Source organism: Oceaniglobus indicus (genome assembly GCF_002751875.1).
GTDB lineage: Bacteria > Pseudomonadota > Alphaproteobacteria > Rhodobacterales > Rhodobacteraceae > Oceaniglobus > Oceaniglobus indicus.
Map to the genome: position 1 here is coordinate 40971 of NZ_NMZM01000010.1, position 24210 is coordinate 65180.

The 24210-nt window shown below is 67.4% G+C and carries 24 protein-coding genes; 7 read left to right on the plus strand and 17 right to left on the minus strand.

The annotated features are described in order from the left end of the window. Positions 1–47: 47 nt before the first annotated feature. On the minus strand, positions 48–1880 hold the full coding sequence (gene mutL / locus CFP68_RS14940) for a DNA mismatch repair endonuclease MutL (protein WP_099827738.1): 1833 nt from the start codon (positions 1878–1880) through the stop codon (positions 48–50). A gap of 132 nt (positions 1881–2012) precedes the next feature. Here mutL and CFP68_RS14945 point away from each other — a divergent pair, with 132 nt between their 5' ends. Together CFP68_RS14945 and CFP68_RS14950 are read left to right on the plus strand one after the other, a co-directional pair. Then, positions 2013–3605 carry a gamma-glutamyltransferase gene (locus tag CFP68_RS14945; protein ID WP_241524113.1) on the plus strand — a complete coding sequence of 531 codons (1593 nt, stop codon included), beginning with the start codon at positions 2013–2015 and terminating at the stop codon, positions 3603–3605. Then, the gene (locus tag CFP68_RS14950) at positions 3598–4536 is read left to right on the plus strand and encodes a 2-hydroxyacid dehydrogenase (RefSeq protein WP_099827739.1); all 939 of its coding nucleotides are present in this window, start codon (positions 3598–3600) and stop codon (positions 4534–4536) included. Before CFP68_RS14945 ends, CFP68_RS14950 begins: the two co-directional genes overlap by 8 nt. Here the strand turns inward: CFP68_RS14950 and CFP68_RS14955 are convergent. From CFP68_RS14955 to CFP68_RS14985, 7 genes are all read right to left on the minus strand, one after another. Continuing rightward, positions 4530–5849 (minus strand): M16 family metallopeptidase, encoded by a 1320-nt coding sequence (locus CFP68_RS14955; RefSeq protein WP_099827740.1) that lies wholly within the window; start codon positions 5847–5849, stop codon positions 4530–4532. The two genes, CFP68_RS14950 and CFP68_RS14955, sit on opposite strands and share 7 nt — an antisense overlap. After that, positions 5846–7219: a M16 family metallopeptidase gene (locus tag CFP68_RS14960; protein WP_099827741.1), complete on the minus strand. Its 1374-nt coding sequence runs from the start codon at positions 7217–7219 to the stop codon at positions 5846–5848. The genes CFP68_RS14955 and CFP68_RS14960 overlap by 4 nt, the downstream gene beginning before the upstream one ends. A gap of 94 nt (positions 7220–7313) precedes the next feature. Then, a complete protein-coding gene (locus tag CFP68_RS14965; RefSeq protein ID WP_099827860.1) occupies positions 7314–7850 on the minus strand; it encodes a DUF3035 domain-containing protein in 537 nt (178 codons plus the stop codon). A gap of 57 nt (positions 7851–7907) precedes the next feature. Next, the gene (lspA, locus tag CFP68_RS14970; protein WP_099827742.1) at positions 7908–8414 is read right to left on the minus strand and encodes a signal peptidase II; all 507 of its coding nucleotides are present in this window, start codon (positions 8412–8414) and stop codon (positions 7908–7910) included. A 1-nt stretch (position 8415) separates the two neighbouring features. Then, positions 8416–10005, minus strand: a complete 1590-nt coding sequence (purH, locus tag CFP68_RS14975) for a bifunctional phosphoribosylaminoimidazolecarboxamide formyltransferase/IMP cyclohydrolase (RefSeq protein WP_099827861.1) — start codon at positions 10003–10005, stop codon at positions 8416–8418. A gap of 71 nt (positions 10006–10076) precedes the next feature. Then, positions 10077–11783, minus strand: coding sequence for a heparinase II/III family protein (locus CFP68_RS14980; RefSeq protein WP_099827743.1), 1707 nt, complete (start codon positions 11781–11783; stop codon positions 10077–10079). A gap of 195 nt (positions 11784–11978) precedes the next feature. Next, positions 11979–13256, minus strand: a complete 1278-nt coding sequence (locus CFP68_RS14985) for an RsmB/NOP family class I SAM-dependent RNA methyltransferase (RefSeq protein ID WP_099827744.1) — start codon at positions 13254–13256, stop codon at positions 11979–11981. A gap of 68 nt (positions 13257–13324) precedes the next feature. On the opposite strand from CFP68_RS14985, the gene CFP68_RS14990 reads away from it, so the two are divergent. Then, positions 13325–13510, plus strand: a complete 186-nt coding sequence (locus CFP68_RS14990; RefSeq protein WP_099827862.1) for a DUF1674 domain-containing protein — start codon at positions 13325–13327, stop codon at positions 13508–13510. Positions 13511–13523: 13 nt separating this feature from the next. On the opposite strand, the gene CFP68_RS14995 is transcribed toward CFP68_RS14990, so the two are convergent. Continuing rightward, on the minus strand, positions 13524–13889 hold the full coding sequence (locus CFP68_RS14995) for a dihydrodipicolinate reductase (RefSeq protein ID WP_099827745.1): 366 nt from the start codon (positions 13887–13889) through the stop codon (positions 13524–13526). 53 nt (positions 13890–13942) lie between these two features. After that, positions 13943–14764, minus strand: a complete 822-nt coding sequence (gene dapB / locus CFP68_RS15000) for a 4-hydroxy-tetrahydrodipicolinate reductase (RefSeq protein WP_099827746.1) — start codon at positions 14762–14764, stop codon at positions 13943–13945. A 99-nt stretch (positions 14765–14863) separates the two neighbouring features. On the opposite strand from dapB, the gene rbfA reads away from it, so the two are divergent. From rbfA to CFP68_RS15020, 4 genes are all read left to right on the plus strand, one after another. Beyond that, entirely contained in the window at positions 14864–15295 is a 432-nt protein-coding gene (rbfA, locus tag CFP68_RS15005; protein WP_099827747.1) for a 30S ribosome-binding factor RbfA, read from the plus strand. A 1-nt stretch (position 15296) separates the two neighbouring features. Beyond that, positions 15297–16043 carry a phosphodiester glycosidase family protein gene (locus CFP68_RS15010; RefSeq protein ID WP_099827748.1) on the plus strand — a complete coding sequence of 249 codons (747 nt, stop codon included), beginning with the start codon at positions 15297–15299 and terminating at the stop codon, positions 16041–16043. A gap of 80 nt (positions 16044–16123) precedes the next feature. Continuing rightward, entirely contained in the window at positions 16124–17026 is a 903-nt protein-coding gene (truB, locus tag CFP68_RS15015; RefSeq protein WP_099827749.1) for a tRNA pseudouridine(55) synthase TruB, read from the plus strand. Continuing rightward, positions 17023–17715, plus strand: a complete 693-nt coding sequence (locus CFP68_RS15020) for a uracil-DNA glycosylase (RefSeq protein ID WP_099827750.1) — start codon at positions 17023–17025, stop codon at positions 17713–17715. Before truB ends, CFP68_RS15020 begins: the two co-directional genes overlap by 4 nt. 5 nt (positions 17716–17720) lie before the next feature. On the opposite strand, the gene CFP68_RS15025 is transcribed toward CFP68_RS15020, so the two are convergent. The 7 genes from CFP68_RS15025 to CFP68_RS15055 all read right to left on the minus strand — a co-directional run bounded on the left by CFP68_RS15025 (position 17721) and on the right by CFP68_RS15055 (position 24205). Next, a complete protein-coding gene (locus tag CFP68_RS15025) occupies positions 17721–18548 on the minus strand; it encodes a shikimate dehydrogenase family protein (protein WP_241524114.1) in 828 nt (275 codons plus the stop codon). Then, positions 18545–19309 carry an SDR family NAD(P)-dependent oxidoreductase gene (locus CFP68_RS15030; RefSeq protein WP_099827751.1) on the minus strand — a complete coding sequence of 255 codons (765 nt, stop codon included), beginning with the start codon at positions 19307–19309 and terminating at the stop codon, positions 18545–18547. Before CFP68_RS15030 ends, CFP68_RS15025 begins: the two co-directional genes overlap by 4 nt. 68 nt (positions 19310–19377) lie before the next feature. After that, positions 19378–20130: an SDR family NAD(P)-dependent oxidoreductase gene (locus tag CFP68_RS15035; protein ID WP_169961482.1), complete on the minus strand. Its 753-nt coding sequence runs from the start codon at positions 20128–20130 to the stop codon at positions 19378–19380. 2 nt (positions 20131–20132) lie between these two features. Beyond that, positions 20133–21176, minus strand: coding sequence for a transketolase family protein (locus CFP68_RS15040; protein ID WP_099827753.1), 1044 nt, complete (start codon positions 21174–21176; stop codon positions 20133–20135). Next, the gene (locus tag CFP68_RS15045; RefSeq protein ID WP_099827754.1) at positions 21173–22015 is read right to left on the minus strand and encodes a transketolase; all 843 of its coding nucleotides are present in this window, start codon (positions 22013–22015) and stop codon (positions 21173–21175) included. Before CFP68_RS15045 ends, CFP68_RS15040 begins: the two co-directional genes overlap by 4 nt. A 67-nt stretch (positions 22016–22082) precedes the next feature. Then, on the minus strand, positions 22083–22550 hold the full coding sequence (locus CFP68_RS15050) for an NUDIX hydrolase (protein WP_099827755.1): 468 nt from the start codon (positions 22548–22550) through the stop codon (positions 22083–22085). Beyond that, positions 22550–24205, minus strand: coding sequence for a Na/Pi cotransporter family protein (locus tag CFP68_RS15055; RefSeq protein ID WP_099827756.1), 1656 nt, complete (start codon positions 24203–24205; stop codon positions 22550–22552). The genes CFP68_RS15050 and CFP68_RS15055 overlap by 1 nt, the downstream gene beginning before the upstream one ends. Positions 24206–24210: the final 5 nt, after the last annotated feature.

Sequence of the window (24210 nt, forward strand, 5' to 3'; positions counted from 1 at the left end):
GGCCCGGCCCGCAGGCGCGAATCACCGACATCCCGCCCCCGGACGGATCACCGCCGGCCGAACAGCTTCTCGATATCGTCCAGCGCCAGTTCGACATAGGTCGGACGGCCGTGGTTGCACTGACCGGAGTGGGGCGTCGCCTCCATCTCGCGCAGCAGGGCGTTCATCTCTTCGGGGCGCATCCGGCGGCCCGACCGGATCGATCCGTGACAGGCCACACGGCTCAACACCGCCTCGATGCGTTCCTTGACCGACTGGCTCTCGCCCAGATCGTCCAGCTCGTCCAGGATGTCGCGCAGCATCGCCTTGGCGTTCACCTCGCCCAGGATCGCGGGGGTTTCGCGCACGGCCACGGCCCCGTTGCCGAAGGGTTCGATGCCCAGCCCCAGCCGCGCCAGGTCGGGCGCAAGATCCATCAGGCGGGCGCAATCGGCCTCGCTCAACTCCACGATCTCGGGGATCAGAAGCGCCTGCGCCGCCACCGTATTTTCAGCCATCTGGCGTTTCAGTTTCTCGTAAACCAGCCGTTCGTGCGCCGCGTGCTGATCGACGATGACCATGCCCGTCGCCGTCTGGGCGATGATGTAATTCTCGTGCACCTGACCGCGCGCGGCGCCCAGCGGGTAATCCTGCGTGCCGGCAGGCTCGTCCACCACCTCTGGGGTGCGCCCCACCATCGGCATGGCTTCGGCGAAACCCGGCGCCTGTGCGGCAAAGGATGCGCGCAACGCCGCCGGTGACGGGCGGTCCATCTGATAGACGCGCGGCGCACCTGCGGGTTCCGGCCGCATGGCGCCCAGCACACCCGCGCCCACGGTGGTCGAGGCGCGGTGGCCCGCATCGGCCAGCGCATGGCGCAGGGCCGACACGATCAGACCCCGCGCCAGGCCGGGATCGCGAAACCGCACTTCGGACTTGGCCGGATGCACGTTGACGTCCACCAGGTGCGGCGCGCATTCCAGGAACAACGCCGCTGCCGGGTGCCGGTCGCGCGACAGGAAATCGGCATAGGCGCCGCGCAACGCCCCATACAGCAGCTTGTCACGCACGGGCCGCCCGTTGACGAACAGGTATTGCGTGACTGCCGATCCGCGCGAATAGGTCGGCAGCGCCGCGTATCCGGTCAGCATGATCCCCTCACGCTCGGCGTCGATGCGCAGCGCGTTGTCGGCAAAATCGGTGCCGATCACCCCCGCCAGACGACGGTGCAGCGCATCGAACAGGTCGCCGCCGCAGGCATCGGCGCGGAAGGTCACGCGCCCTTCGCCGCCGCCCGATACGTCGCGCAGGGTGAAGCCGACATAGGGTTCGGCCATGGCAAGGCGTTTCACGATGTCGCTGATCGCCTGTGCCTCGGCCCGATCCGAGCACATGAATTTCAGACGCGCGGGCGTGGCGTGGAACAGGTCGCGCAGCTCGGCCATGGTGCCGCCGTTGATCGCCGCAGGGCGCACCGGATCGACACGCCCGCCCGAGACGCGCAGACAGGCGCCCGCCTCGCCCGCCACGCGCGAGGTCAGCGTCAACCGCCCGACCGCGCCCAGCGACGGCAGCGCCTCGCCGCGAAAGCCGAAGGTGTGGATGTTCAGCAGATCGGTGCCGTCGATCTTCGACGTGGCATGGCGCGACATCGCCAGCGGAAGGTCGTCGGGCGCAATCCCGCACCCATCGTCGGTGACGCGGATCAGGGTCTTGCCCCCGTCCGCATAGGCGACTTCGATCCGCCGTGCCCCGGCGTCCAGCGCGTTTTCCACCAACTCCTTGACCGCGGAAGCCGGGCGTTCGACGACTTCGCCCGCCGCGATGCGGTTGATCGCGGCATCGTCAAGCTGACGAATGACCGGTCGGGATTGGCTTATCTGGGGGGATGATGTGGACATGCCACAAGCCTTAGCATGGACAAATATGATTCGCGCGGGCAAAAACCGCTGTGGCCCCGAAAACCACGCGCCAATGGCTTGACCCGTCGCGCCGCTTGCCGCTCCATGCGCCCAAGCCCGAAAGGAATAGCGATGAGCGTCGAGACAGAACACTGGAGCGTCACCAAATCCGCCGTCACCGCCGCCGACGGCATGGTGGCGGCCCAGCATCATCTGGCGGCGCGCGCCGGGGCCGACGTGCTGCACCGGGGCGGCAACGCTGTGGATGCCGCGATCGGTGCGGCGCTGGCCCTTGGCGTTGTCGAGCCGTGGATGTGCGGCCTTGGCGGCAGCGGCGTGATGACCGTCTGGCTGGCCGATGAAGGCCGGGCGATGACGCTGGATTTTCAGGGTGTTCTGGCGGACGCGACCGATCCGGCGGATTACCCGGTGGACGCGGACCTGCCGATGACGCTGATGGGCTTTCCCACGGTGCAAGGGAATGCCAACGTCGAAGGATACCGGTCGATCACCGTGCCGGGCGCGGCGGCAGGGTTCGATCGCGCGCGGCGCCGTTGGGGCACGATGGCCATGGCCGATATCGCCGCGCCGGCCATCGAACTGGCCGAACGGGGGGTGCCCGCGGACTGGTTCACGACGTTGCAATGTGCGCTGGCGATGGAGGTGTTGCAGAGGGATCCGGTGTCGGCGGCCATCTATCTGCCCGGCGGGCGGCCGATCCAGCCCGAGGCGGAATTGAAAATCCCGAACCTCGCCGAGACCCTGCATCGTTTCGCCGTCGGTGGCGCCGAAGCCTTCTATGCGGGCGCACTGGCGGAACTGCTCGCGCGGGATCTGGCGGCCGGCGGTTCGGTCATTCGGGCGGGGGATCTGAACGCCTATGCCGCGCTTGAGGCCGAGGCCGAAACCGGCACCCACCGCGGCGCGACGCTGCACACGCCGGGGACCAACAGCGGCGGCACCCGCCTGCGCGATTTCCTGGGCGGCGTGGCAGACGCGATGGCCGAGCCACCCCAGCGCCCCGACCCCGAAAGCTGGGCAACCTATGCCCATGCCATGAACATCGCATGGCGGGCGCACAACGCGCGCATCGGGCGCGGCACGGAAATGGGGGCCTGCACGTCGCACCTGTCGACCGCCGATGACCAAGGCAACATGGTGGCGCTGACGCATACCCTGCTGAACCGGTTCGGATCGGGCGTCACCCTGCCCGCCACCGGCCTTCTGATGAACAACGCGGTCAGCTATTTCGACCCGCGCCCCGGCTTTCCCACCACCATGGCGGGGGGCAAGCGGATCAACGCGTCGAACATGTGCCCCACTGTCGCCACCCGCGGCGGGGGCGCGATCTTTGCGCTGGGGGCATCCGGGGGCAACCACATCATGCCGGCCGTGGCACAGGTGGCGGCGCTGATGCTGGACTTCGGCATGACGCTGGAACAGGCGATGAACCATCCCCGGCTGGATGCGTCCGACCGCGGATCGGTGCGGGCCGATCCGATGCTGGGGCACGCCGTGCTGGACCGGCTGGCCCGGGAACACGTCCTGGAGATCGCCCAGCGCCTGACCTTCCCGAAACTCTATGCCTGCGTGTCGGGCGTGGCGATGGAAAACGGCCGGTTTTCCGGCCTGAACGACCCGTCACAACCCGTGGGCGGGGCCAGCGGGCCGGGCGCCATGGTCAAACCGACCAGCGGACCGGAACGGAGCCTGCCCCATGCCTGATCCCGTCATTGCATTGTCGATGCCCCGCCCCGACCGGATGATCGCGTGGCGGGACGAGTTGCAACGCCATCTTCCCGGCTTTCGCGTTGCGGGAACCGATGACATCACCGATCCCGAAACCGTGCGTTATGCCGTGGTGTGGAAACCGCCGACCGGCCTGATCGCCGGATATCCGAACCTGCGCGCGGTGGTGTCTATCGGCGCCGGGATCGACCATGTGGCGGCGGATTCGCGGTATCCGACCCATGTTCCGGTGATCAAGACGATCGGCCCCAACATGACCCAGCGGATGCGCGAATACATCGCGCTGCACGTGTTGCGCCACCACCGCGAACAGCCGGCCGTCGCGGCGGCGCAGGCCCGGCGCGAATGGGACCAACGGGTGATTCCCCCCGCAACCCGGCGGCGCGTCGGCATCCTTGGCATGGGGCACCTGGGGCGCGCGGCGGCGCAGACCCTGCGCGCGCTGGGGTTCGACGTGGCCGGATGGTCGCGCAGCGGTGCGGGCGCCGACGGTGTGCCGGGATACGCCCAAGACCGGCTGGACGAGTTCCTGGGCCGCAGTGAAATCCTGGTCTGTCTGCTGCCGCTGACCGACGACACGCGGGGGATCCTCAACGCTGCCACCCTCGGGAAACTGCCGAAAGAGGCCAGCATCATCAACGCCGCGCGGGGCGATCACGTGATCGAAGACGATCTGCTGGCGGGGCTGGAGTCGGGGCACCTGTCACACGCCACGCTGGACGTGTTCGCCACCGAACCCCTGCCGCGGGACCATCCGTTCTGGACTCATCCGAAGGTCACGGTCACCCCCCATGTCGCGTCGCTGATCGACCCCGCTTCGGGGGGCCGCGTCATCGCCGACAACATCAAGGCGTTCGAGGCCGGACAGCATGTGCCCGACCTGACCCGCATCGATCGCGGTTACTGAGCCGCGGTGCCGACCAATCCGTCAGGCTGGCCGACCACCACGAAATGCAGATCCTCGGGGCGATAGATCCGTTTCGCCACCCGGTTGGCTTCTTCCAGCGTGACCGCGTTCACCTTGTCGTTGCGGGTGGCGATATAGTCGATGGGCAGGTCTTCCATCTGCATACCGACCATCTGGCTGGCGATGGTGGAATTGCCGTCGAAACGCAGGGGATAGGCGCCTGTCAGATAGGTCTTGGCATCCTCAAGCTCCTGCGCGGTGATCCCCTCGTTGGCGATACGGGCCCATTCGTCGCGCACCACCTGAACGGTTTCGGCAGCGCGGGCATTGGCCGTGGCCGCCTGCCCCATGATCAGTTCGGCGTGTTCATAGGGTGCAAGGTAGGTGCCGATGCCATAGGTCAGTCCGCGTTTTTCGCGCACTTCCGTCATCAGGCGGGACGAAAAGTTCCCGCCGCCGAAGATCTGGTTGACCACATAGGCCGCGAAGAAATCCGGATCGTCGCGAGTGATCCCCTCATGGCCGAACAGGATCACCGACTGCGGCGTGTCGAACGGCACGACCGTTACCCCGGCCTCCAGATCATAAGGGGCGCGCCCCGGCAGAGCGGCGCCGGTTTCGGGCAACCCGCCCAACAGGTCGTCCAGCAGGGTGCCCAGCGCATCGGGCGTGATGTCGCCCACGGCCGCGACATACAACCGCTCCTTGACCAGCACATCCTTCCACGCCTGCACGATATCGTCGCGCGTCAGGGCGTTCACCGATTCGATGGTGCCGCTGCCGTCCGAGCCATAGGGGTGATCGCCGAAGATCCGGCCGCGCAGCGCCGCCTGCCCCAGTTCGCCGGGATCCTGCGCGTCCGAGCGGATGTTGGACAACACCTGATCGCGCACGCGGTCGATGGCGTCCTGATCGAACCGCGGTTCGATCAGCGCGGAGCGCAACAGCTCGACCGCCTCGGCCCGGTTTTCGGTCAGGAACTGCGCCGAAACCGAGAAGCCGTCGTTGTAGCTGTCGAACCCATAGGAGGCCGCCAGCCGTTCGCGCGCGGCGGCAAAACCCTGCGCATCCAGATCGCCGGCGCCTTCCTCGATCAGGCCGGTCATCAGGTTGACCGCGCCGCGCTTGCCGTCGCGATCCAATGACTGACCGCCCTTGAAGCGGATCTGCAACGCGGTGAACGGGATTGAATGTTCCTCGACCAGCCAGGCCGTGATGCCGCCGGGCGACGTGACTTCCTGGATGGCGATCTCGGCCCGCAGGGGCAGCGCCGCGAACAGGGCCACGGCGGCGGGAATGACGAAACGGATCATTGGACGATCTCCTTGTCGGTGTCGTCGGAGGGCGCACGCAGCCATCCGGTCACGGCCTTGTCACGGTCGAACACCATGCGCCCGGCGGCGATGATGTCTTCGCCGGTCACCGCCTGAAGGATATCGGGCCAGGCCTTCACATCCTCCAGCGTCAGGCCCGATGTCAGGGCATCGCCATAGACCCGCGCCCGCGCCTGCACCGAATCCTGGGCATAGATCCGCGAGGCGCGCAGCTGCATCTTGATCCGCTCGAGCTGTTCGGGGTCCACGCCGCGATCAAGGAACGCGGCGATTTCCCGGTCCAGCGCCGCCTCGGCCTGCTCCAGCGTCTGGCCCGGTGCGGGTGCGATGGCCAGCCCGAACGTCGTGTCGTCATAGGACGTGCCGTTGTAGAACGCCGTCACCCACAGCGCTTCCTGCGTGTCGAACTGCAACCTGCGCGCCAGTTCGGACGTCTGCGCCGATCCGCCCAGAACCGCCGCCAGCAATTCCAGCGCCGCGGCGGTTTCCTGATCGCCCGGATCGCGTTCGGGCGCCAGGTAGCTGCGGATCACATAGGGTTGCGCCACGCGCGGATCCTCCAACACCATGCGCCGTTCGGCGCGCTGGGGCGGCTCCTGCGGGCGCATCCGCGCCGGCAGATCCTCGGTCGGCTCAAGCGGGCCATAGTGGGTTTCGGCCAACGCCTTCACCTCGGCCGGATCGACATCGCCCGCCACGATCAGGATCGCGTTGTTCGGGGCATAATAGGTGCGATAGAATTTCATCGCGTTGTCCAGCGTCAGCGCCTCGATCTCGTGCTTCCAGCCGATGACGGGGATGCCGTAGGGCGAATTCAGGAACTGCGCCGCCGACATCTGTTCGCGGAACAACGCCTGCGGATCGCTTTCCGTGCGCTGGTTGCGTTCTTCCAGAACGACCTGGCGTTCGGTCAGGATGTCGGTCCCGTCCAGCTTCAGATTGCGCATCCGGTCGGCTTCCATCTGCATCATCAGGCCCAGCCGGTTCGCCGCGACCCGTTGGTAATACGCCGTCTGATCCTGGCTGGTGAACGCATTGTCCGAACCGCCGTTGGCCGCCACGACCTTGGAAAATTCGCCCGGCGCCATTGTGTCGGTGCCCTTGAACATCAGGTGTTCGAAATAATGCGCGATGCCGGACGCGCCGGGCGGCTCATCGGCGGCGCCGGTGCGATACCACACCATCTGCACCACCACCGGCGCGCGGTGGTCTTCCAGAACGACAACCTCAAGCCCGTTGTCCAGCGTGAACGTGGTCAGCTTGTCCTCGCCCTGTGCCGCACCGGCCAGGCCAAGGGTGACGGCCAACAGGGCGGCAAGACGTCGGAACGAAACAAGGGCATCGGGCATGGGAACTCCTGCGTGGCATGACGGACAAGTGGCATGTGTGCCGGACAGCCGCAGGTTCAAGCGGGATTACAAAACTGTAATCCTACGCGCCTTTTTATTGCGGCTTCGGCGGAACGGCAGGGGTGCGCACACCGGCACGGCGGAACCGCTCAAGCTCGCGATACTGGTCCAGTTCCTGCTTCTTGTAGGCGCGGTAGTAGACGTTCACATCGAACAGCCGCTCAAGCACCCGGCCATCGTTGCGGCGGCGGAACTCCAGGTCTGCGGCCGCCAGTGTCTGGCGGATTCCCGGCGTCACCCCGAACCGCGTGGTGTGCGAGATCAGCGCAGCATCGCGCGCCCCCCCGCCCGACGCCAGGGCCGCGGGATTGCCCCCCAGTGCGGCGACAGCATCGGCCTGTGGCGTGGCGTCGGCCCGGTTGGCCATACCCGGTGTCGGCGCCGGCAGGGCGTCATAGCTTTCGGGCGATTGCAGCGGCTTGGTCGGCAGGATCGAGAACTCGTCCGGCCCCGGCCCCGGCGCGCTGAGGTTCAGAAGCCTGGGATTTTTCGGCGTGCAGGCGACGAGCGCGCCAAGACACAGGGTCAGACACAGCGCACGCGCCCCGAACCGGTTCGTCTTGCCAAGCATCATTGCCGTCTCCCGTCGTGCGTTCCTTGCATCGTTTAGCCGATCCCGGGCCGGTCGTCACGGCCTCTTTGCGCCGCGCCGACCCGATTTCCTGGCGCCTGCGCTGTCGCTGCCCGTGAACAGCAGCAATCCGATGGCCCCGGCGAAGATCGCGATGTCGGCGACGTTGAAGGCATAGGGATTGTCGATGCCGCAGCATGACATGTTCAGGAAATCCGCAACCGCCCCATAGAACAGCCGGTCGATCACGTTGCCCAGGGCACCGCCCACCAGGAACCCGGCGCTGATGCGCGCCATGACGCCCGGTTTCTCGCGCCGCATCCACCAGACCACCCAGCCCGAGATCACCAGCGCGATCGCGATCAGGATCCACCGGGTCAGATCGGTATCGCCGGCGAACAGGCCAAAGTTGATGCCCCGGTTCCACGCCATGGCGAAGGTCAGATAGGGGGGCCAGACCTCGATCTGGCCAACGCTCGACAGGCGCATCCAATGCACGACGATATACTTGCTGACCTGATCCAGCAGGAAGATCGCAAGGGCGGAATACCACAAAACCCGCATGTCAGTGCCGGAAGTGGCGCATGCCGGTGAACACCATGGCCAGCCCCGCCTCGTTCGCCGCCGCGATCACCGCATCGTCGCGCATGGACCCACCGGGCTGGATCACCGCCCGCGCCCCCGCCTCGGCCAGCGTCAGCAGGCCATCGGGAAACGGAAAGAACGCATCCGACGCCGCGACCGCGCCCTCGGTCAACGGCGCGTCCAGCCCCAGTACCTCGGCCATGTCCTGCGCCTTGCGCGCCGCGATCCGGGTCGAATCGACGCGGCTCATCTGGCCGGCACCCACCCCCACCGTCGCGCCGTCCCTGGCGAAGACGATGGCGTTGGACTTGACGTGCTTGGCGACGCTCCAGGCAAACAGCAGATCGGCCATCTCGGCGTCGCTGGGCTGGCGGTCGGTCACGACCTTCAGATCGGCGCGGGCAAGGCGTCCGTTGTCCCGGTCCTGCAGCAGGAATCCGCCCGACACCTGCCTGACGATCCGCCCCGCCGCCGCGGGATCGCCCAGCCCCGAGGTTGTCAACAGACGCAGGTTCTTTTTCTTGCTGAAAATACTCATTGCGGCGTCGTCCGCCCCGGGCGCGACGACCACTTCGGTGAACACCGCTGAAATCGCCTCGGCCGTTTCGGCGTCCAGCGGGCGGTTCAGCGCGACGATTCCGCCGAAGGCCGACGTGCGGTCGCAATCGAACGCGGCGCGGTAAGCGTCCAGCAAGGTCGCACCCCGGGCGACGCCACAGGGATTGGCGTGCTTGATGATGGCGCAGGCGGCGCCGTCTTCGGCCGGAAATTCCGAAATCAGCTCGAACGCCGCGTCGGTGTCGTTGATGTTGTTATAGGACAGCGCCTTGCCTTGGTGTTGCACCGCCGTGGCGACGCCGGGGCGGTCCGAGCCATCGGTGTAGAACGCCGCGCCCTGATGGGGGTTTTCGCCGTACCGCATGGTCTGCACCAGACGCCCGGCCATGGCATGGCGGCGCGGCGCCTCGATGTTCAGCGCCCCCGCCATCCAGCCCGACACCGCCGCGTCATAGGCCGCCGTGCGAGCATAGGCCGTCTGCGCCAACCCCTGCCGGAACGCCAGGGTCGTCGCACCGTCGTGCGCCTCCAGTTCCGCCAGCAGCGGCGCGTAATCCTCGACGTCCACCACCACGTTGACGAAACCGTGGTTCTTGGCGGCGGCGCGGATCATCGCCGGGCCGCCGATGTCGATGTTTTCGACGCAGGTGGCATAATCGGCGCCCGCCGCCACCGTCGCCTCGAACGGATAGAGATTGACCACCAGCAGGTCGATCGCGCCGATCCCGTGGTCCTTCATCGCGGCGACATGGCTTTCGTCGTCGCGCAGCGCCAGCAATCCGCCATGCACCGCCGGGTGCAGTGTCTTCACCCGCCCGTCCATCATTTCCGGAAAGCCGGTCACATCCGCCACATCGCGCACGTCAAGACCGGCCTCGCGCAGCGCCTTGGCCGATCCGCCGGTGGACAGCAACTCGACCCCGCGTTCGGCAAGGGCGCGGCCCAGGTCGATCAGGCCGGTCTTGTCGGAAACGGACAACAGGGCGCGGCGGACGGGGTGCAGGTCGGTCATGGGATATTCCTTGCGGCTGGCGTTCGGGCGCGGCATCGGACCCACGGCACGGACAGACCGCGCCCCATGCCTCACTCCTGAAGCATCAGATCCTCGCGCTGGAGGTCGCGCACCGTATCGGGCGTATCCTGGGCCTTGGCAAGGGTCCAGGCGATGCGGGTGGCATGTTCCAGCGCCAGCATGCTCAGCACGATCTGGCGTGTGGCGCGTGGGGCCAGCCGGCCCTTTTCCAGGTAAACCGACGGCTCCAGCGTCATCTTCGCGCCGCCGGAATAGCGGAACACCCATATTTCTCCGCTTTTCAGCACCATGGACACGGCGGTGCCACCCATGTCCTGTTCGGCGTCCACGTCCGGGTGCAGATGAAAGCGCAGCTTGAACGGTATTCCCTTCAGGCCGGTGCGATCCAGCGCCCGGTCGAAGGTGCGTTCATCCTGGCGCTCGACGGTGGCCAGAACGTCCTCGCCCTGGAGCCCGCGCCCGTCCAGCCCGAGGTACAACTGTCGCACATGGGTCAGCCCGTGGGTCGCGAGATATCCGTCGTGGCCCGCGATCAACCCCGTCGAATGGTCGCTTTGCCGGGTTTCGATCCGCACGTCCCTGGGCGCGTCCACCAGAAGTTCGGCGTTTTGTCCGCCGATGATGCCCGCCACGCCCAGACGCGACGACGAGAACCCTTCGATCGCCAGGGTCGAATGTGATGGCGTCGCGCGCCCCGCACGGCGCCACTTCTCGCCAAACGTCCGCCCCGATCCGCAATTCACGATCAACGGGCGGCGTCCGGATGTCAGTTCGAACGCCAAGGTCGAGGCATGGGCCTGCGCCGACGCGTCGCGCTCGGGCGGTGGCGCCGCGTCCAGGATGATCGAGGTGCGCCCGTGTGCCAGGCGATAGAACCCCATGGCCAACCCTTCGCGGCGCGCGGTCTTGATCCCCGAGGCCGACAGCGCCTGATCCAGCCATCCTTCGGCACCCCGCCCGCCGCCATGAAACCGTGCGAGGCTGCCATCGCTGTGGCGCAGGGCGCGCAAACAGGGCGCAATCCGTTCCAGCGCGTCCAGATGCGCCCGTCCCGGCAAGCGGTCGCTTTCGCGCAGCGCGCTTGCGGCCCAACTGAGAAGGGTAAACACCTCCATCAGTTCTTCGGGATTGCGGGTGGGGATTCCACCTTCGGCATCTATTCGGGTTTCACATTCGCGGTTCAGCGCCTTGATCGCAGGCACCAGGTGCCGGTCCATCCCCGTCAGCGCGATTCCGGCATAGATCAGCCCGACCAGCGCCTGGAACCGGGCCAGCCCCGGCGACGCCGCATGCCAGCGGTGCGACAGAAAATTGGCCTGTTGCCCGAGCGAGCGATAGAAGGCATCGCTGACCGGTTGGTCCTGGCCGTTCAGCAGGGTGATCGCGTGGTGGATCCAGCGGATCAACCGTCGGCCGGTCAGATCGGGCGTCCAGCCCGGCCCCGTGCCGCGCCCGAACCGCCCGATCCAGGCATGGGTCCAGGTCCGCATCCGCAGGTTCGCCGCCCCGTCGCCCACGGCGGCCAGATCGTCGATCCAGGCAAAGCCATGCAATTCCTGTTCGAACGCCAGATCGGGCATCGGCAGGTCCCAGATCGCGGTATCGGGCGCCTCGACCAGAAACCCCGCGAACAGGAAATTGCCCGACGACAACTGCCGCCCGCGCGCGAAACTGCCGATGGTGCGCGGTTCGGGATGCGAGACGAAGCCTGTCGCAGGCTGCGACAGGGTGCTGGCGCGCGCGTGCAGCCGGTTCATCCAGCGCAAGCGGCGCGCTGACCAGGGTTCGGATCGGGACACTTGCCTGTAAGCCTCGCTGATCTCTGCGGAGTGCGGGGTCTGATTGTTGCCACGATACCGCAAAACCCGCCCGCGTGTCATGGCAAAAAACCGGTGCGGCTCTGGCTTGCCGGCGGGACCGGATTTGCGCAACACGGGAATCCGGGCGACGTGTCAGGCGGGCTTTGTCAGGGCCGCGATGAAAAACCCGTCCATGCCGCCCAGATCGGCCCAGTAATCGGGGCGCAGGCGCAGGCCGCCTTCGGGCGTGATCCATGCCGGATCGATGCCGGGACTCTCCAGCGCCGCGCGATCGACGGTCAAACCCGGATGGCGCCCGAGCGCCGCGAGCAGTTGATCCTCGCCCTCTGCCCGCAGCAACGAACAGGTGCAGAACACGACCCGCCCGCCCGGTTTCACCATCTCCAGCGCGGCATCCAGGATCGCCGCCTGAAGCGCGATCAATTCGTCCAGCCCGCTGCCGTCCTTGATGCGCGGCAGTTCGGGGTGGCGGCGCACGGTGCCGGTGGCCGAACAGGGTGCGTCGACCAACGCCGCATCGAAGGGGGTATCGGGCCGCCAGCGCAGGGCATCGGCGGCGATCACGTCTGCGGTCAACCCGCACCGCGCGAGGTTCTCGCGCACCCGCTCCAACCGTTTCACCGACTGGTCCAGCGCGGTGACTTCCGCCCCCGTCGCCGCCAGTTGCAGGGTCTTGCCGCCCGGCGCAGCGCACAGGTCGATCACCCGTTCGCCCGGGCGCGCCGCAAGCAAGCGGCCGGCCACGGCGGCGGCGCCGTCCTGCACCCACCAATCCCCCGTGTCGTATCCCGGCAGGGCCGACACCTGGCCCGCACCGGCCAGTCGCACCGATCCCGTCGCCAACACCGTGCCGCCCACGGCCTGCGCCACCGCGGCCGGGTCCGACTTCGCGCTCAGGTCCAACGGGGGCACTGTGGCGAACACCGCCTCCATCGCGGCGACCGCCGGCTTGCCGTGGTCCGCGGTCAACCGCTTGCGCAGCCATTTCGCCAGGCGCGGCACCGGCAGGGCGGCCCAGGCTTCGGGCCCCTGGCGCAGGATGTTGCGCAGCACCGCATTGGTCAGACCCGCCTGCGACGCGGTGTCGCCCCCCTCGCGCACCAGCGACACGGCGTCGTTCACCGCCCCGTGGTCGGCCGTGCCTTCGACGTAGATCTCGAACAGGGCCAGGCGCAGGGCGTTCAGCACCCGCAGATGCGGCTTGTTGCGCAGGAACGGGCCCAGCGCGCGGTCCGACCGATCCATCCAGCGCAGGGTTCCGGCCGCCAGCCGCTGGGCACGGGCGCGCGCCGGTCCGTCCAGTTTGGACGGCAGGCGCAACGCCGCATCGCCCAGCGGCGTGTTGTTTTCCAGAACGTCAGCCAACAGCGACAAGGCGGCGCGACGCGAGGGATCGGGAGAAGTTGCCATGGTTCACCGCTTGAGGGTTGGTCAAGGCGACGTATATCATGGAAGGATCGGGAAAAAGGAACCCCGCGATGCAGGATCAAGACAAACAGGACGACACCATGCCCGCCGCCGCCCGGCGCGCGCTGGCCGAGGCCGAGGAACGCCGCAAGAACCGCAAGCCGCTGGATCTGCCGGTCGAGCTGGGCGGGCGCGACGGCCCCGAAGCGGTGCGGTTCGGCGATTGGGAAAAGAAGGGGATCGCGATCGACTTCTGATCGCGCCAGAGGGTCAGCGGATCGTCAGGTCGGCCGTATCGCCCGCACCACGATCCGCGGTAAAGCGGATCGTCGCGCCGCTGACCGCGACCGTCTGGCAATTATCGGCAAGCTGCTTGTTGCCATACTTCAGGCTGCGGCAGAAATAATCGCCCGACCACGTCCAGCTCCCCGTGACATCTGCGGTAAAGGCGGTGCCCGTGATGGCGCCGCCCGGCGACACCGACAACCGGATGCCGAACCGCGTCAACTCGCGCCCGTTTATCAGGTTCACGAAATCGCTCTTGTCCGTCACGGCGCGAAACTGCTGCGCCGCGACGGGCGCGCCCCACGCAACGGCAAGGCAGGCGGCGGCAAGGGAAAGGCGGGTCGCGGTCATGGTCTGTGCTCCGGGCTGATCCGATGGGTCACCGTTTCTTACGGCGCCCGCGGTCAACCGGATCGTGTCAAGCCCAGAACATCCACCATATCATAGGCGCCCGGCGGCTGGCCATGGCCCCACAGCGCGGCGCGCAACGCGCCCCGGGCGAACAGCGCGCGGTCGGTGGCGCGGTGGCGCAGCACGATCTGTTCGCCTTCGGTGGCAAACAGCACATCGTGTTCGCCGATGATGTCACCGCCCCGGATCGCGGAAAAGCCGATATCGCCCGGCGTGCGTGCCCCGGTGATGCCGTCGCGCCCCCGGTCCGACACATCGTCCAACGCGACGCCGCGCCCGTCTGCAGCGGCCTGGCCCAGCATCAGCGCGGTGCCCGACGGCGCGTCGACCTTGTGGCGGTGGTGCGCCTCGATCACCTCGATGTCCCACGCGGGGTCCAGCGCCTCGGCCACCTGCTTCACCAGGGTCATCAACAGGTTGACCCCAAGGCTCATGTTGCCCGCGCGCACGATGACGGTGTCGCGTCCGGCGCCGTCGATGGTGGCGATGTCGGCATCGGACAGGCCGGTTGTGCCGACCACATGGACGACGCCCGCCTTCGCCGCGTCCTGCGCAAAGCCCACGCTGGCCGCCGGCGAGGTGAAGTCGATCACCACGTCGGCGTCGGCAAGGACCGCGCCGGCATCGTCGCCCACGATCACGCCGGTTTCCGCGCCGCCCAGCATCGCCCCCAGGTCGCGGCCGATCCAGTCGTGGCCCGACCGCTCCAGCGCGCCGGCCAGCCGGGCGTCGTCGCTTTCGTTGATCACCTGCACCAGCATCCGGCCCATCCGGCCCGACACGCCCGTCACAACGATTCGCGGCTGCCCTGTCATCTCCGTCTCCCGTCTGGATTTCGCCTCAGGACTAGCGGCTTCGCACCGGTCCCGAAACCCCTTGTTGCAAGGCCGCGCGTTGCGCCCTAGATCAGCCCCATGGCAAAGAACCGTTTCTCCGACTCCTCCGGCCCGTCCCAACGTCAGTTGCGGGTGGGTGAACTGATGCGACGCGCGCTGTCGGATCTTCTGAACCGGGGCGACATCCACGATCCCGATCTGAACCGCCTGTCGCTGACGGTGGGCGAGGTGCGGGTGTCGCCCGACCTCAGGATCGCGACGATCTTCGTGCTGCCCCTGGGCGGCGGCAACCGGGACGAGGCGATCGCCGGCCTGAAGCGCAACAAGGGCGAAATCCGCCGGCTTCTGTCCAAGGAGGTGATCCTGAAGAACGCGCCCGAGTTGCGGTTCATGATCGACGACACTTTCGATCGGATGGACCACACCCGCGCCCTGTTCGAACGCGACGACGTGCGCCGTGATCTGGACGGCGAGGGGCCGCAGGACCCCGACACGCCGGAAGACACCTGAGATGCGCCGCCTGCTTGCCCTGTTGCTGATCGGCCTGCCGACCTGGGCCGCGGCCGCGCCGAGTTGCGAAAGCACCCGGTTCGACGGCGCGCCGCTCACCTTCTGCCGGATATCGCTGGCGACCGATCCCATGCGCATCTGGCTGCGCGACCAGACCGGCACGATCCTGGGCAGTTTCGGCAACATCGACCAGCGACTTGGCGAACAGGGCCAGCGCCTTGGCGTGGCGATGAACGCAGGCATGTATCACGACGACCGCGCCCCGGTCGGCCTGTATATCGAAGATGGCAAGGAGTTGACCGGGCTGGTGACGTCGGAAGGGCCGGGCAACTTCGGGTTGCTGCCCAACGGCGTGTTTTGCCTTAAGGACGACGACACCGCCGCCGTGATCGAAAGCCGCACCTATGCCGAATCGCCGCCCGATTGCCGCTTTGCCACCCAATCCGGCCCGATGCTGGTGATCGACGGCGAACTGCACCCCCGGTTCCTGAAGGATGGCACATCGCGTTACATCCGCAACGGGGTGGGCGTGAATGCCGACGGCACCGAGGTCATCATCGCCATTTCCGACCGGCGGGTGAACTTCGATCTCTTCGGGCGGTTCTTCCGTGACGCGCTGAAGGTCGACAACGCGCTTTACCTCGATGGCAACATCTCGCGGCTGTATGCGCCCGAGATCGGGCGCGACGACATCGGCTTTCCCATGGGTCCGATCCTGGGCACCGTCGCACCAGCCGCGACGGACTGAAAGCTTCGCGCCGGTCGATTGACGCGCGGGCGGCGGGGCGCTAGCACGCGACACTTCATTGGAATTGAAAGAGGTGCGCGGTGGCACGCAAACGCAAGGGACGCGATATTTCGGGATGGGTCGTGGTGGACAAGCCCGCCGGCCTGACCTCGACCGCCGTGGTGAACAAGCTGCGCTGGGCGTTCGACGCGAAGAAGGCGGGCCACGCCGGCACGCTGGACCCCGACGCCACCGGCGTTCTGGCCGTCGCGCTGGGCGAGGCGACGAAAACCGTGCCGTTCATCACCGATGCGCTGAAGGCCTATCGCTTTACCGTGCGCCTTGGCATCGCGACCAACACCGACGACGCGGACGGCGAGGTGATCGCGACCTCGGAAAACCGCCCGACCGAGGGCGAGGTGATGAACGCCCTGTCGGCCTTTGTCGGTGATATCGAACAGGTGCCGCCACAGTTTTCCGCCGTCAAGATCGATGGCGAACGCGCCTATAAACGCGCCCGCGACGGCGAGGCGATGGAGATCGCGGCGCGGCCCCTCTATGTCGAGGCGCTGGATTTCCTGTCGATGCCCGACATGGACCACGTCGAACTTGAACTGGTGTGCGGCAAGGGCGGTTATGTCCGCTCGATCGCGCGCGACCTGGGCGAGGCTCTGGGGTGCTACGGCCATGTCCTGTCGCTGCGCCGGATCTGGTCGGGGCCATTCGATGCCGACGATGGCGTGACGCTGGATCAGATCGAACACTTGGCGCGCACCCCCGAGATCGACCAGTATATCCGCCCGCTTGAGGAAGGTCTGTGCGACCTGCCCGAAGTCCGCTGCACCCCCGAGGGCGCGGCGCGCCTGCGCAATGGCAACCCCGGCATGGTGATCTCGTCCGAGGCCGAATACGGCGATGAGGCATGGGCCAGTTTCGAAGGCCGCGCCGTTGCGGTGGGTATCTATCGCGCGGGCGAATTGCATCCGTCGCGGGTGTTCCTGTGATCGACGACTTTCTGGACCTGCTGGTGCGCACTCCGGCGCCGCCGGGTTGTGCCAATCCCTATACGATCCACGAACCCGCCGTCGACGCGACGCCCGACGCGCCGACCATCCGCCTGCGCCAGTTGCGCGGCTATCTCGAACGGCGCATGGGTCAGACCGATCTGGTGCTAGTGGCCGAGGCGCCGGGATACCAGGGCGCGCGGTTTTCCGGCATCGCGATGACCTGTGAACGGACGTTGCTGGGCCTGAAACCCGCCGTGCCCGCCGAATTGGTGCTGGCCCCCGGCACGCCGGTCACCCGCACCAGCCGCCCCGAAACGGGGCGCAACAAGCCCGAGCGCGCGGGCGGATTTTCGGAACCGACGGCCTCCTGTGTCTGGGGCGAGATGATCCGCCACGGCATCAGCGACCGCACGGTGCTGTGGAACGTCTTTCCGTTCCATCCGCGCAAGGGGGACGATCCGCTGACCAACCGGACCCCGACCGGGACCGAGGTGGCCGATCACCTGCATATCCTGACCGCGATGCTGGACCTGCTGGGCCAGCCACGGATCGTCTGCATCGGGCGCACGTCGCAAAATCATCTGGCGGCGTCCCACCCCTATGCCCCCGCGATCCGCCATCCGGCCAACGGCGGCGTGCCGAAGTTTCGCGAAGGGCTGGCCGAGGTGATCGCCGCGCGGGGCTGATCCGTTCAGCCGGCGCGAAGGTCGGCGCGCAGCCGGTCTTCGTCCAGCGGTGTGCCGGAAAAATGCGCCCAGGCCTGCACGCCCTGGTGAAAGAACAACTCCCACCCCGATATGGCCTGAAGGCCCAGCGCGCGCGCATCGGTCAGGAACGCCGTGTCCTCGGGGGTATAGACGGCGTCAAAGGCCCATTCCGCCCCGGTCATCGCAGCCCGCGACAGGGGCGTTCCGCCGATCCCCGTCATCCCCAGCGGCGTGCAATTGATCAGCCCACGGGCCCCAACCGCCGCGTCGGTGCCATCCTGTGACACCGTCGTTCTCAGATCCGGCGCTAGGCTGCGCAGATCGCGCGCCAGTGCTGCGGCCTTCACCGGATCCCGGTCCACCAGCCGCAGATCGCTGACGCCCAGCGACAGCAGGCCAAAGGCGACGGCGCGCCCCACACCCCCGGCCCCGATCAACAGGACCGGCCCCGGTGCCAGATCGCCGCGCGCGCCGCGATAGGTGGCGATGAACCCCGAATGATCGGTATTGAACCCGCGCGGCCGGTCGGCCCCGAACACCACCGTGTTGACCGCCCCCATGGTCCGCAGGGTCGCGGCATCGGTGTGCAGCAGGCCCATCACCCGTTCCTTGTAGGGATAGGTGATGTTCACCCCGCGATAGCCGCCGCGCACACATCCGGCGAAGATGCGGGTGAAATCCACGCCGGTCGCACCCGGTGTCAGCAGGTCATAGCGCACGTCTATCCCGCTCTGCTGTCCGGCCAGCCGGTGCAGGCGCGGAGCCTGCGACGCGCCGATATTGCCGCCGATCAACCCGAGGCGCAGCGTCACTCGGCCGTCCAGCCGCCGTCGATCAAAAGCGACGTGCCGGTCATCAGCGCCGAGGCGTCCGAGGCGAGGAACACAACCGGGCCCATCAGATCCTCGACCTCGCCCACGCGGCCCAGCTTGATCTTGCTCTCGATCCAGGCGCGGCGTTCGGGATCCTTCAGCGTCTGTTCGGCCAGGGGCGTGCGGATGAACGTCGGGCACAGGGTGTTGACGCGGATACCATGGGCGCCCCATTCGACGGCCATGGATTTGGTCATCCCTTCCAGCGCGTGTTTCGTGGCGCAATACAGCGCGCGGTCCACCGCACCGACATGACCCATCTGGCTTGAGACGTTGATCAGGCTGCCGGGTTTGCCCGCAGCAATCAGCCGTTTCGCCACGGCACGGGTCAGGAAATACGCTGCCCGCACGTTCAGATCGGTGACCGCGTCGTAATCTTCGGGCGTGGTGTCGACGGCCGGAGAATGGCGGGCCAACCCGGCCGAGTTGACCAGCACATCGAACGGCGCACGCGCGTCCAGCGCCGCGTCGGTGGCCGCGATGTCGGTGATGTCCAGCGGCAGGATCTCGGCGGTGCCGCCTTCCGTCTCGATTTCGGCGCGCACGGTCTCAAGCGTTTCGGCCCGCCGCGCGACCAGGGTGACGGCGGCGCCCGCATCGGCCAGGGCCAGTGCGGCGGCGCGCCCGATGCCGGAACTGGCGCCGGTCACAAGGGCGCGGCGTCCGTCAAGACGGAACGACGGGGTGCGTGGGATGGACATATCAGATCTCCTGCAGGCGGACGGACGGCCGACAGGGCAACGATCCGCCGCGGTGTGTCAAGGCGCGGTCAGTGAATCAGCGATCCGCCGTTCACGTCCACTTCGGTTCCGGTGCAATAGGCCGAAAGCTCCGACGCCAGGAACAGCGCGCAGCCCGCCACGTCCGACGCCTGACCGACCCGGCCCATGGGAATACCTTCGAGGATGCCGCGCTCCTGCTCGGGGGTCAGCTTGCCCGCCGTGATGTCGGTGGCGATGAAGCCGGGGCAGATCGCGTTGACGCGCACGTTGTCCGGCGCCAGCTCGCGCGCCATCGCCTTGGTCAGGCCCAGCACACCGCCCTTGGCTGCCGAATAATGCGGCCCGCCGAAGATGCCGCCGCCGCGTTGCGCCGATACGGACGAGATGTTGACGATGCTGCCGCGGCCCGCCGCGCGCATGGCCGGGATCACCGCCTGGCTGGCATAGAGGGTGCCGCGCAGGTTCACGTCCAGCACCGCGTCATAGTTTTCCGGCGCGATGTCCATGATTTTCAGCGGTTGGGTGATCCCGGCGTTGTTCACCAGAACGTCGATCTGTCCCCACCGCGTCAGCACCGCGGCAACGGCATCGTCGCAGGCGGCCTTGTCGGTCACGTCGCAGGCCAAGCCGATGTGATCGTTGCCCAGATCCGCTGCCGCGCCCTGTGCCGCGTCGCGGTCCAGATCCAGGATCGCCACCGTCGCGCCGTGTTCGGTGAACATCCGCGCCATCGCCTTGCCCAGCCCCCGGGGGCCCGCGCCGCCGGTGATCACCGCATACCGGCCTTCAAGAAGTTTCATCGTCATTCTCCGACCCATCCCTTAATGCTCTCGACCACGCGATCCACCGACAGCCCATACATGTGGTGCAAGGTCGGCAATGCCCCGGCTTCCAGGAACGCATCGGGCAGGCCGATCATGCGGAATTGCGGCGTCACGCCGTTTGTCATCAGCAGCGACGCCACCGCTTCGCCCAGCCCCCCGACAACCGAATGGTTTTCAGCGGTGACCACCAGGCGGCCGCCCTTGCGGGCCTCGGCCAGTATCGTGTCGCGATCCAGCGGCTTGATCGTCGGCACGTGCAGCACGCCGACATCGACGCCGTCTTTCTCCAGCTGAACGGCGGCATCCAGCGCGCGCATGGTCATGAAACCGGTGGAAATCACCAGAACGTCGCGGCCTTCGCGGATCGTCTGGGCCTTTCCAAGCTGGAACCGGTAATCCGGCTTGTGACGGCGCAACACCGACGGCACCTTGCCGCGCAGCAGGCGGGCATAGACCGGGCCGGGGTGCGCCGCGATCTCGGGCACCATGTCGGCCACGTCGTCGGCATCGCAGGGATCGACAATGGTCAGGTTCGGCAGGCCGCGGAAGATCGCGATATCCTCGGTCGCCTGATGGCTGGGGCCGTATCCGGTGGTCAGCCCCGGCAGGGCGCAGACGATCTTTACGGCCAAGTTCTCCTCGGCGATCGCCATGGCGATGAAATCATAGGCGCGGCGTGCGGCGAAGACGGCATAGGTGGTCGCGAAGGGAATGAACCCCTCGCGCGCCAGACCCGATGCCGCCGACATCAACACCTGTTCGGCCATGCCCATCTGATAGAACCGGTCGGGCATCGCGTTGGCGAAAACATGCAGGTCGGTGTATTTCGACAGGTCCGCCGACAGCCCGACGATGCGCTCGTCCCGTTTCGCCAGATCCACCAGGGCGTGGCCGAACGGCGCCGCCACGGTGTCATATCCTTCGGCGGCCAGAGAGGCGATCATCGCGCTGGTCGCCTGGCGTTCGGATTTCGGCACGGCCTGTCGCGGCTCGTATTTGCGTCGCATGGAATCGTGGGTCATTCGGGCATCCCCGCATCCAGTGTCTCAAGGGCGCGGGCCCATTCGTCGGGGTCGACCCGGACGAAATGCGCGCTTTCGCGGGCCTCCAGGAAATCGACGCCCTTGCACATCAGCGTGTCGAAGATGATGACGCGGGGCCGGTCGCCCGGTTCGGCGCGGGCGGCGTCCAGCGCCGCCACGACCGCGGCCATGTCGTTGCCATCCACCCGCTGCGTGTGCCACCCGAACGCGGCCCACTTGCCTTCCTCGGGCACGCGCGCCAAGGCTTCGGTCGCCTTGCCGTCGGCCTGCTGGTCGTTGAAATCGACCAGGCAGATCAGGTTGCCCAACCCGTGCTGCACCGCCGACATCGCCGCCTCCCAGGTCGACCCCTCGCCCAACTCGCCGTCGGACATCAGGTTGTAGACGAAGGCGGGGTTGTCTTTCCGCTTCAGCCCCATGGCCATGCCCACGGCGATGCCCAGGCCATGACCCAGCGATCCACCGGTGATCTCCATCCCCGGGGTATAGGACGCCATGCCCGACATCGGCATCCGGCTGTCGTCCATGCCGTATGTCTCAAGCTCGTCCTCGGGCAGGATGCCGGCCTCGATCAGCGCGGCGTAAAGCGCGATGGCATAATGGCCGATGGACAGCAGGAACCGGTCGCGCCCCTCCCATTCGGGATCGTCGGGGCGATGGTTCAGCGCGTGGAAGAAGCTCGCCGCCAGCACATCGGCGATGCCCAGCGCCTGGCCGATATATCCCTGCCCCTGCACCTCGCCCATGCGCAGCGCCTTGCGCCGGATGTTCCAGGCGCGCCGCTCAAGCGACATGTTGTCGAAACGTCTGTTGTCCATGGTCCCCTCCGCTGTCGCGGACCCTGCCACAGCGCGGGCACCGGGGCCAAGGTGCAAATGCCGCCTTTCAGGAGGCTTTCAAAACCTCGCGGATCGCGGGCACCTTTTTCGGCTTGTCGACCAGCGACAGCAGCATGTCGCGCAACTCGGGTTCGTCCACCCGGCGCGCGGCGCCCTTGACGCTGAACCATTTGCGCTTGCGTTCGTCACGTTCCTTCCACCGCTTCTTCAGCCGCTCGACAACCAGCGGATACAGACGCACCCGAATCGGCAGGGACGATCCATCGTCCAGCGTCTTGCGATAGCGGTAATCGCCCAGCGGCTCGGATCCGATGGCACCGACGGCGCCCGCTTCCTCGAGCGCTTCGATCTCGGCGGCGCGCCACGGCTTCTTGCCGTCCATCAGCCACCCCTTGGGCACGATCCACCGCCCGGTGCCGCGCGACGTCACCATCAGAACCCGCATCCGGCCCTCGTCGTCCCAACGCAGCGGCAGGGCGGCGATCTGTTTCTCGATCCGCTCGCGTCGCGCCATCACGTCGGCTCCGTCGCATCGGGGCTGAGGCGGCTGGACAGCAACGCCCCCGTTTCGCGGGCGATGGGATAGCCGACGCTGGAGAACGCCGTGTTGATCTGTTTCAGCGCGCGGATCGTTTCCTGGTGCAGGTTGCTGGTTTCGATACTTGCGGCGATACCGCTGCGCAGCCGGGCAAGATGCCGCGTCTGAAGACGGGTTTCGGCGTCGCGCGCGCGGTCCTTCTCCTCGACCAGCTGGATCGCGGCATCGGCGTCGCCCGACATCAGCACGTTCAGCGCCAGCTGCGCGTTCGACAGGACGCGGTCGTGAAAATCCGACAGGTCACGCCAGCCTTCGTCGGAAAACCGCAAGCCTTCTTCATGCATCCGCCGCGCCATGCCGACCAGGTTCGACGATACCTGATCGCCCGCGTCTTCCAGGTTGTTGGCAATGGTGGCGATGTCCATCGACCGGCGGGCCTGTCGTTTTGTCGGGCCTTCCTCGTGCAGGCGCGCGATATAGAGCTTTACGTCGAAATGCATGCGATCGACGTCAACCTCGCAATCGCGGATGTGATTTGCAATCGTATCATCCCACGAGCGGAACAGGCCCAGCGCCGGGGTCAGCATGGCATGCACCTGCTCGCCCATCTCCAGAACCTCGCGGGCGGCACAGCCCAGCGCGCGGTCCGGATCGCCGATAGCATCCCGGTCCAGCGCGCTGGGACGTTGCGGCCCCGACGGGGCACTGTCGGGCAGGACGGCCCGCGCCAGCCGGATCGCCGGGCGTGCCAGCGGCAGGCCGATGCACAACAGCAGCACGTTGAAGAGAACGTGGGCGTTCACCGCCTGGGTCGCGGCGGTGCTGCCCAGGGCGGTATAGGTGCCATCCCACAGGATCAGGAACCCCAATCCGCCCAGCGCCCCGCCCCCCCGCAACAGCAGGTTGCCCAGCATCGCGCGGCGTGCGGTCCGCGGCGCAGACAGCGTCAGGATCACGGGGATCATGGAGCCGCCGAAATTGGCCCCCAGCACCAGCGCCAGCGCGGCCGGGGCCGGCAGGAATCCGGCCGACGCCATGGTCACCACCAGCAACACCGTGGCCACGCTGGACGATGTCGCCAAGGCCAGCCCGGCGCCCAGAACGAAACTGCTGGCCATGTCGCGCCCCAGGTAGGCCGCGACGATATCGGCCCCGCCGCTGCCCTGAAGCGGCGCCGTCGCCGTCTTGATCATCACCAGCGATGTCAGGACCAACCCGATGCCGATGACGATGCGCCCGAACTGGCGGATCCGCTGTGACCGGCCCTTGAAGAAACAGACCGCGCCCAGCACGAACAGCACGGGCGTCAGCGCGGTCACCGGCGACAACAGGATGCGCGCCGCCAGCGCCGATCCGACATCGGCCCCCAGAACGACGGCAAGACTGCTGACCACGGGCAGGGATCCGGTCGCGGCGAACCCGGCGACCAACATCGCCACCGCCGTCGAGCTTTGCATCGCCAGCGCCGCGACGATGCCGCCCGCGGCGGCCGTCGGCAATTGTTCGGACGCCCGGCGCACCCCGATGCGCAGCGGACCGGCAAAGCCCCGCTCGATCCCCGTGCGAACCAGGCGTATCGACCACAACAGCAAGGCCACGGCGCCGGCGAGACCGATGATCAATGCAATCAACCGTT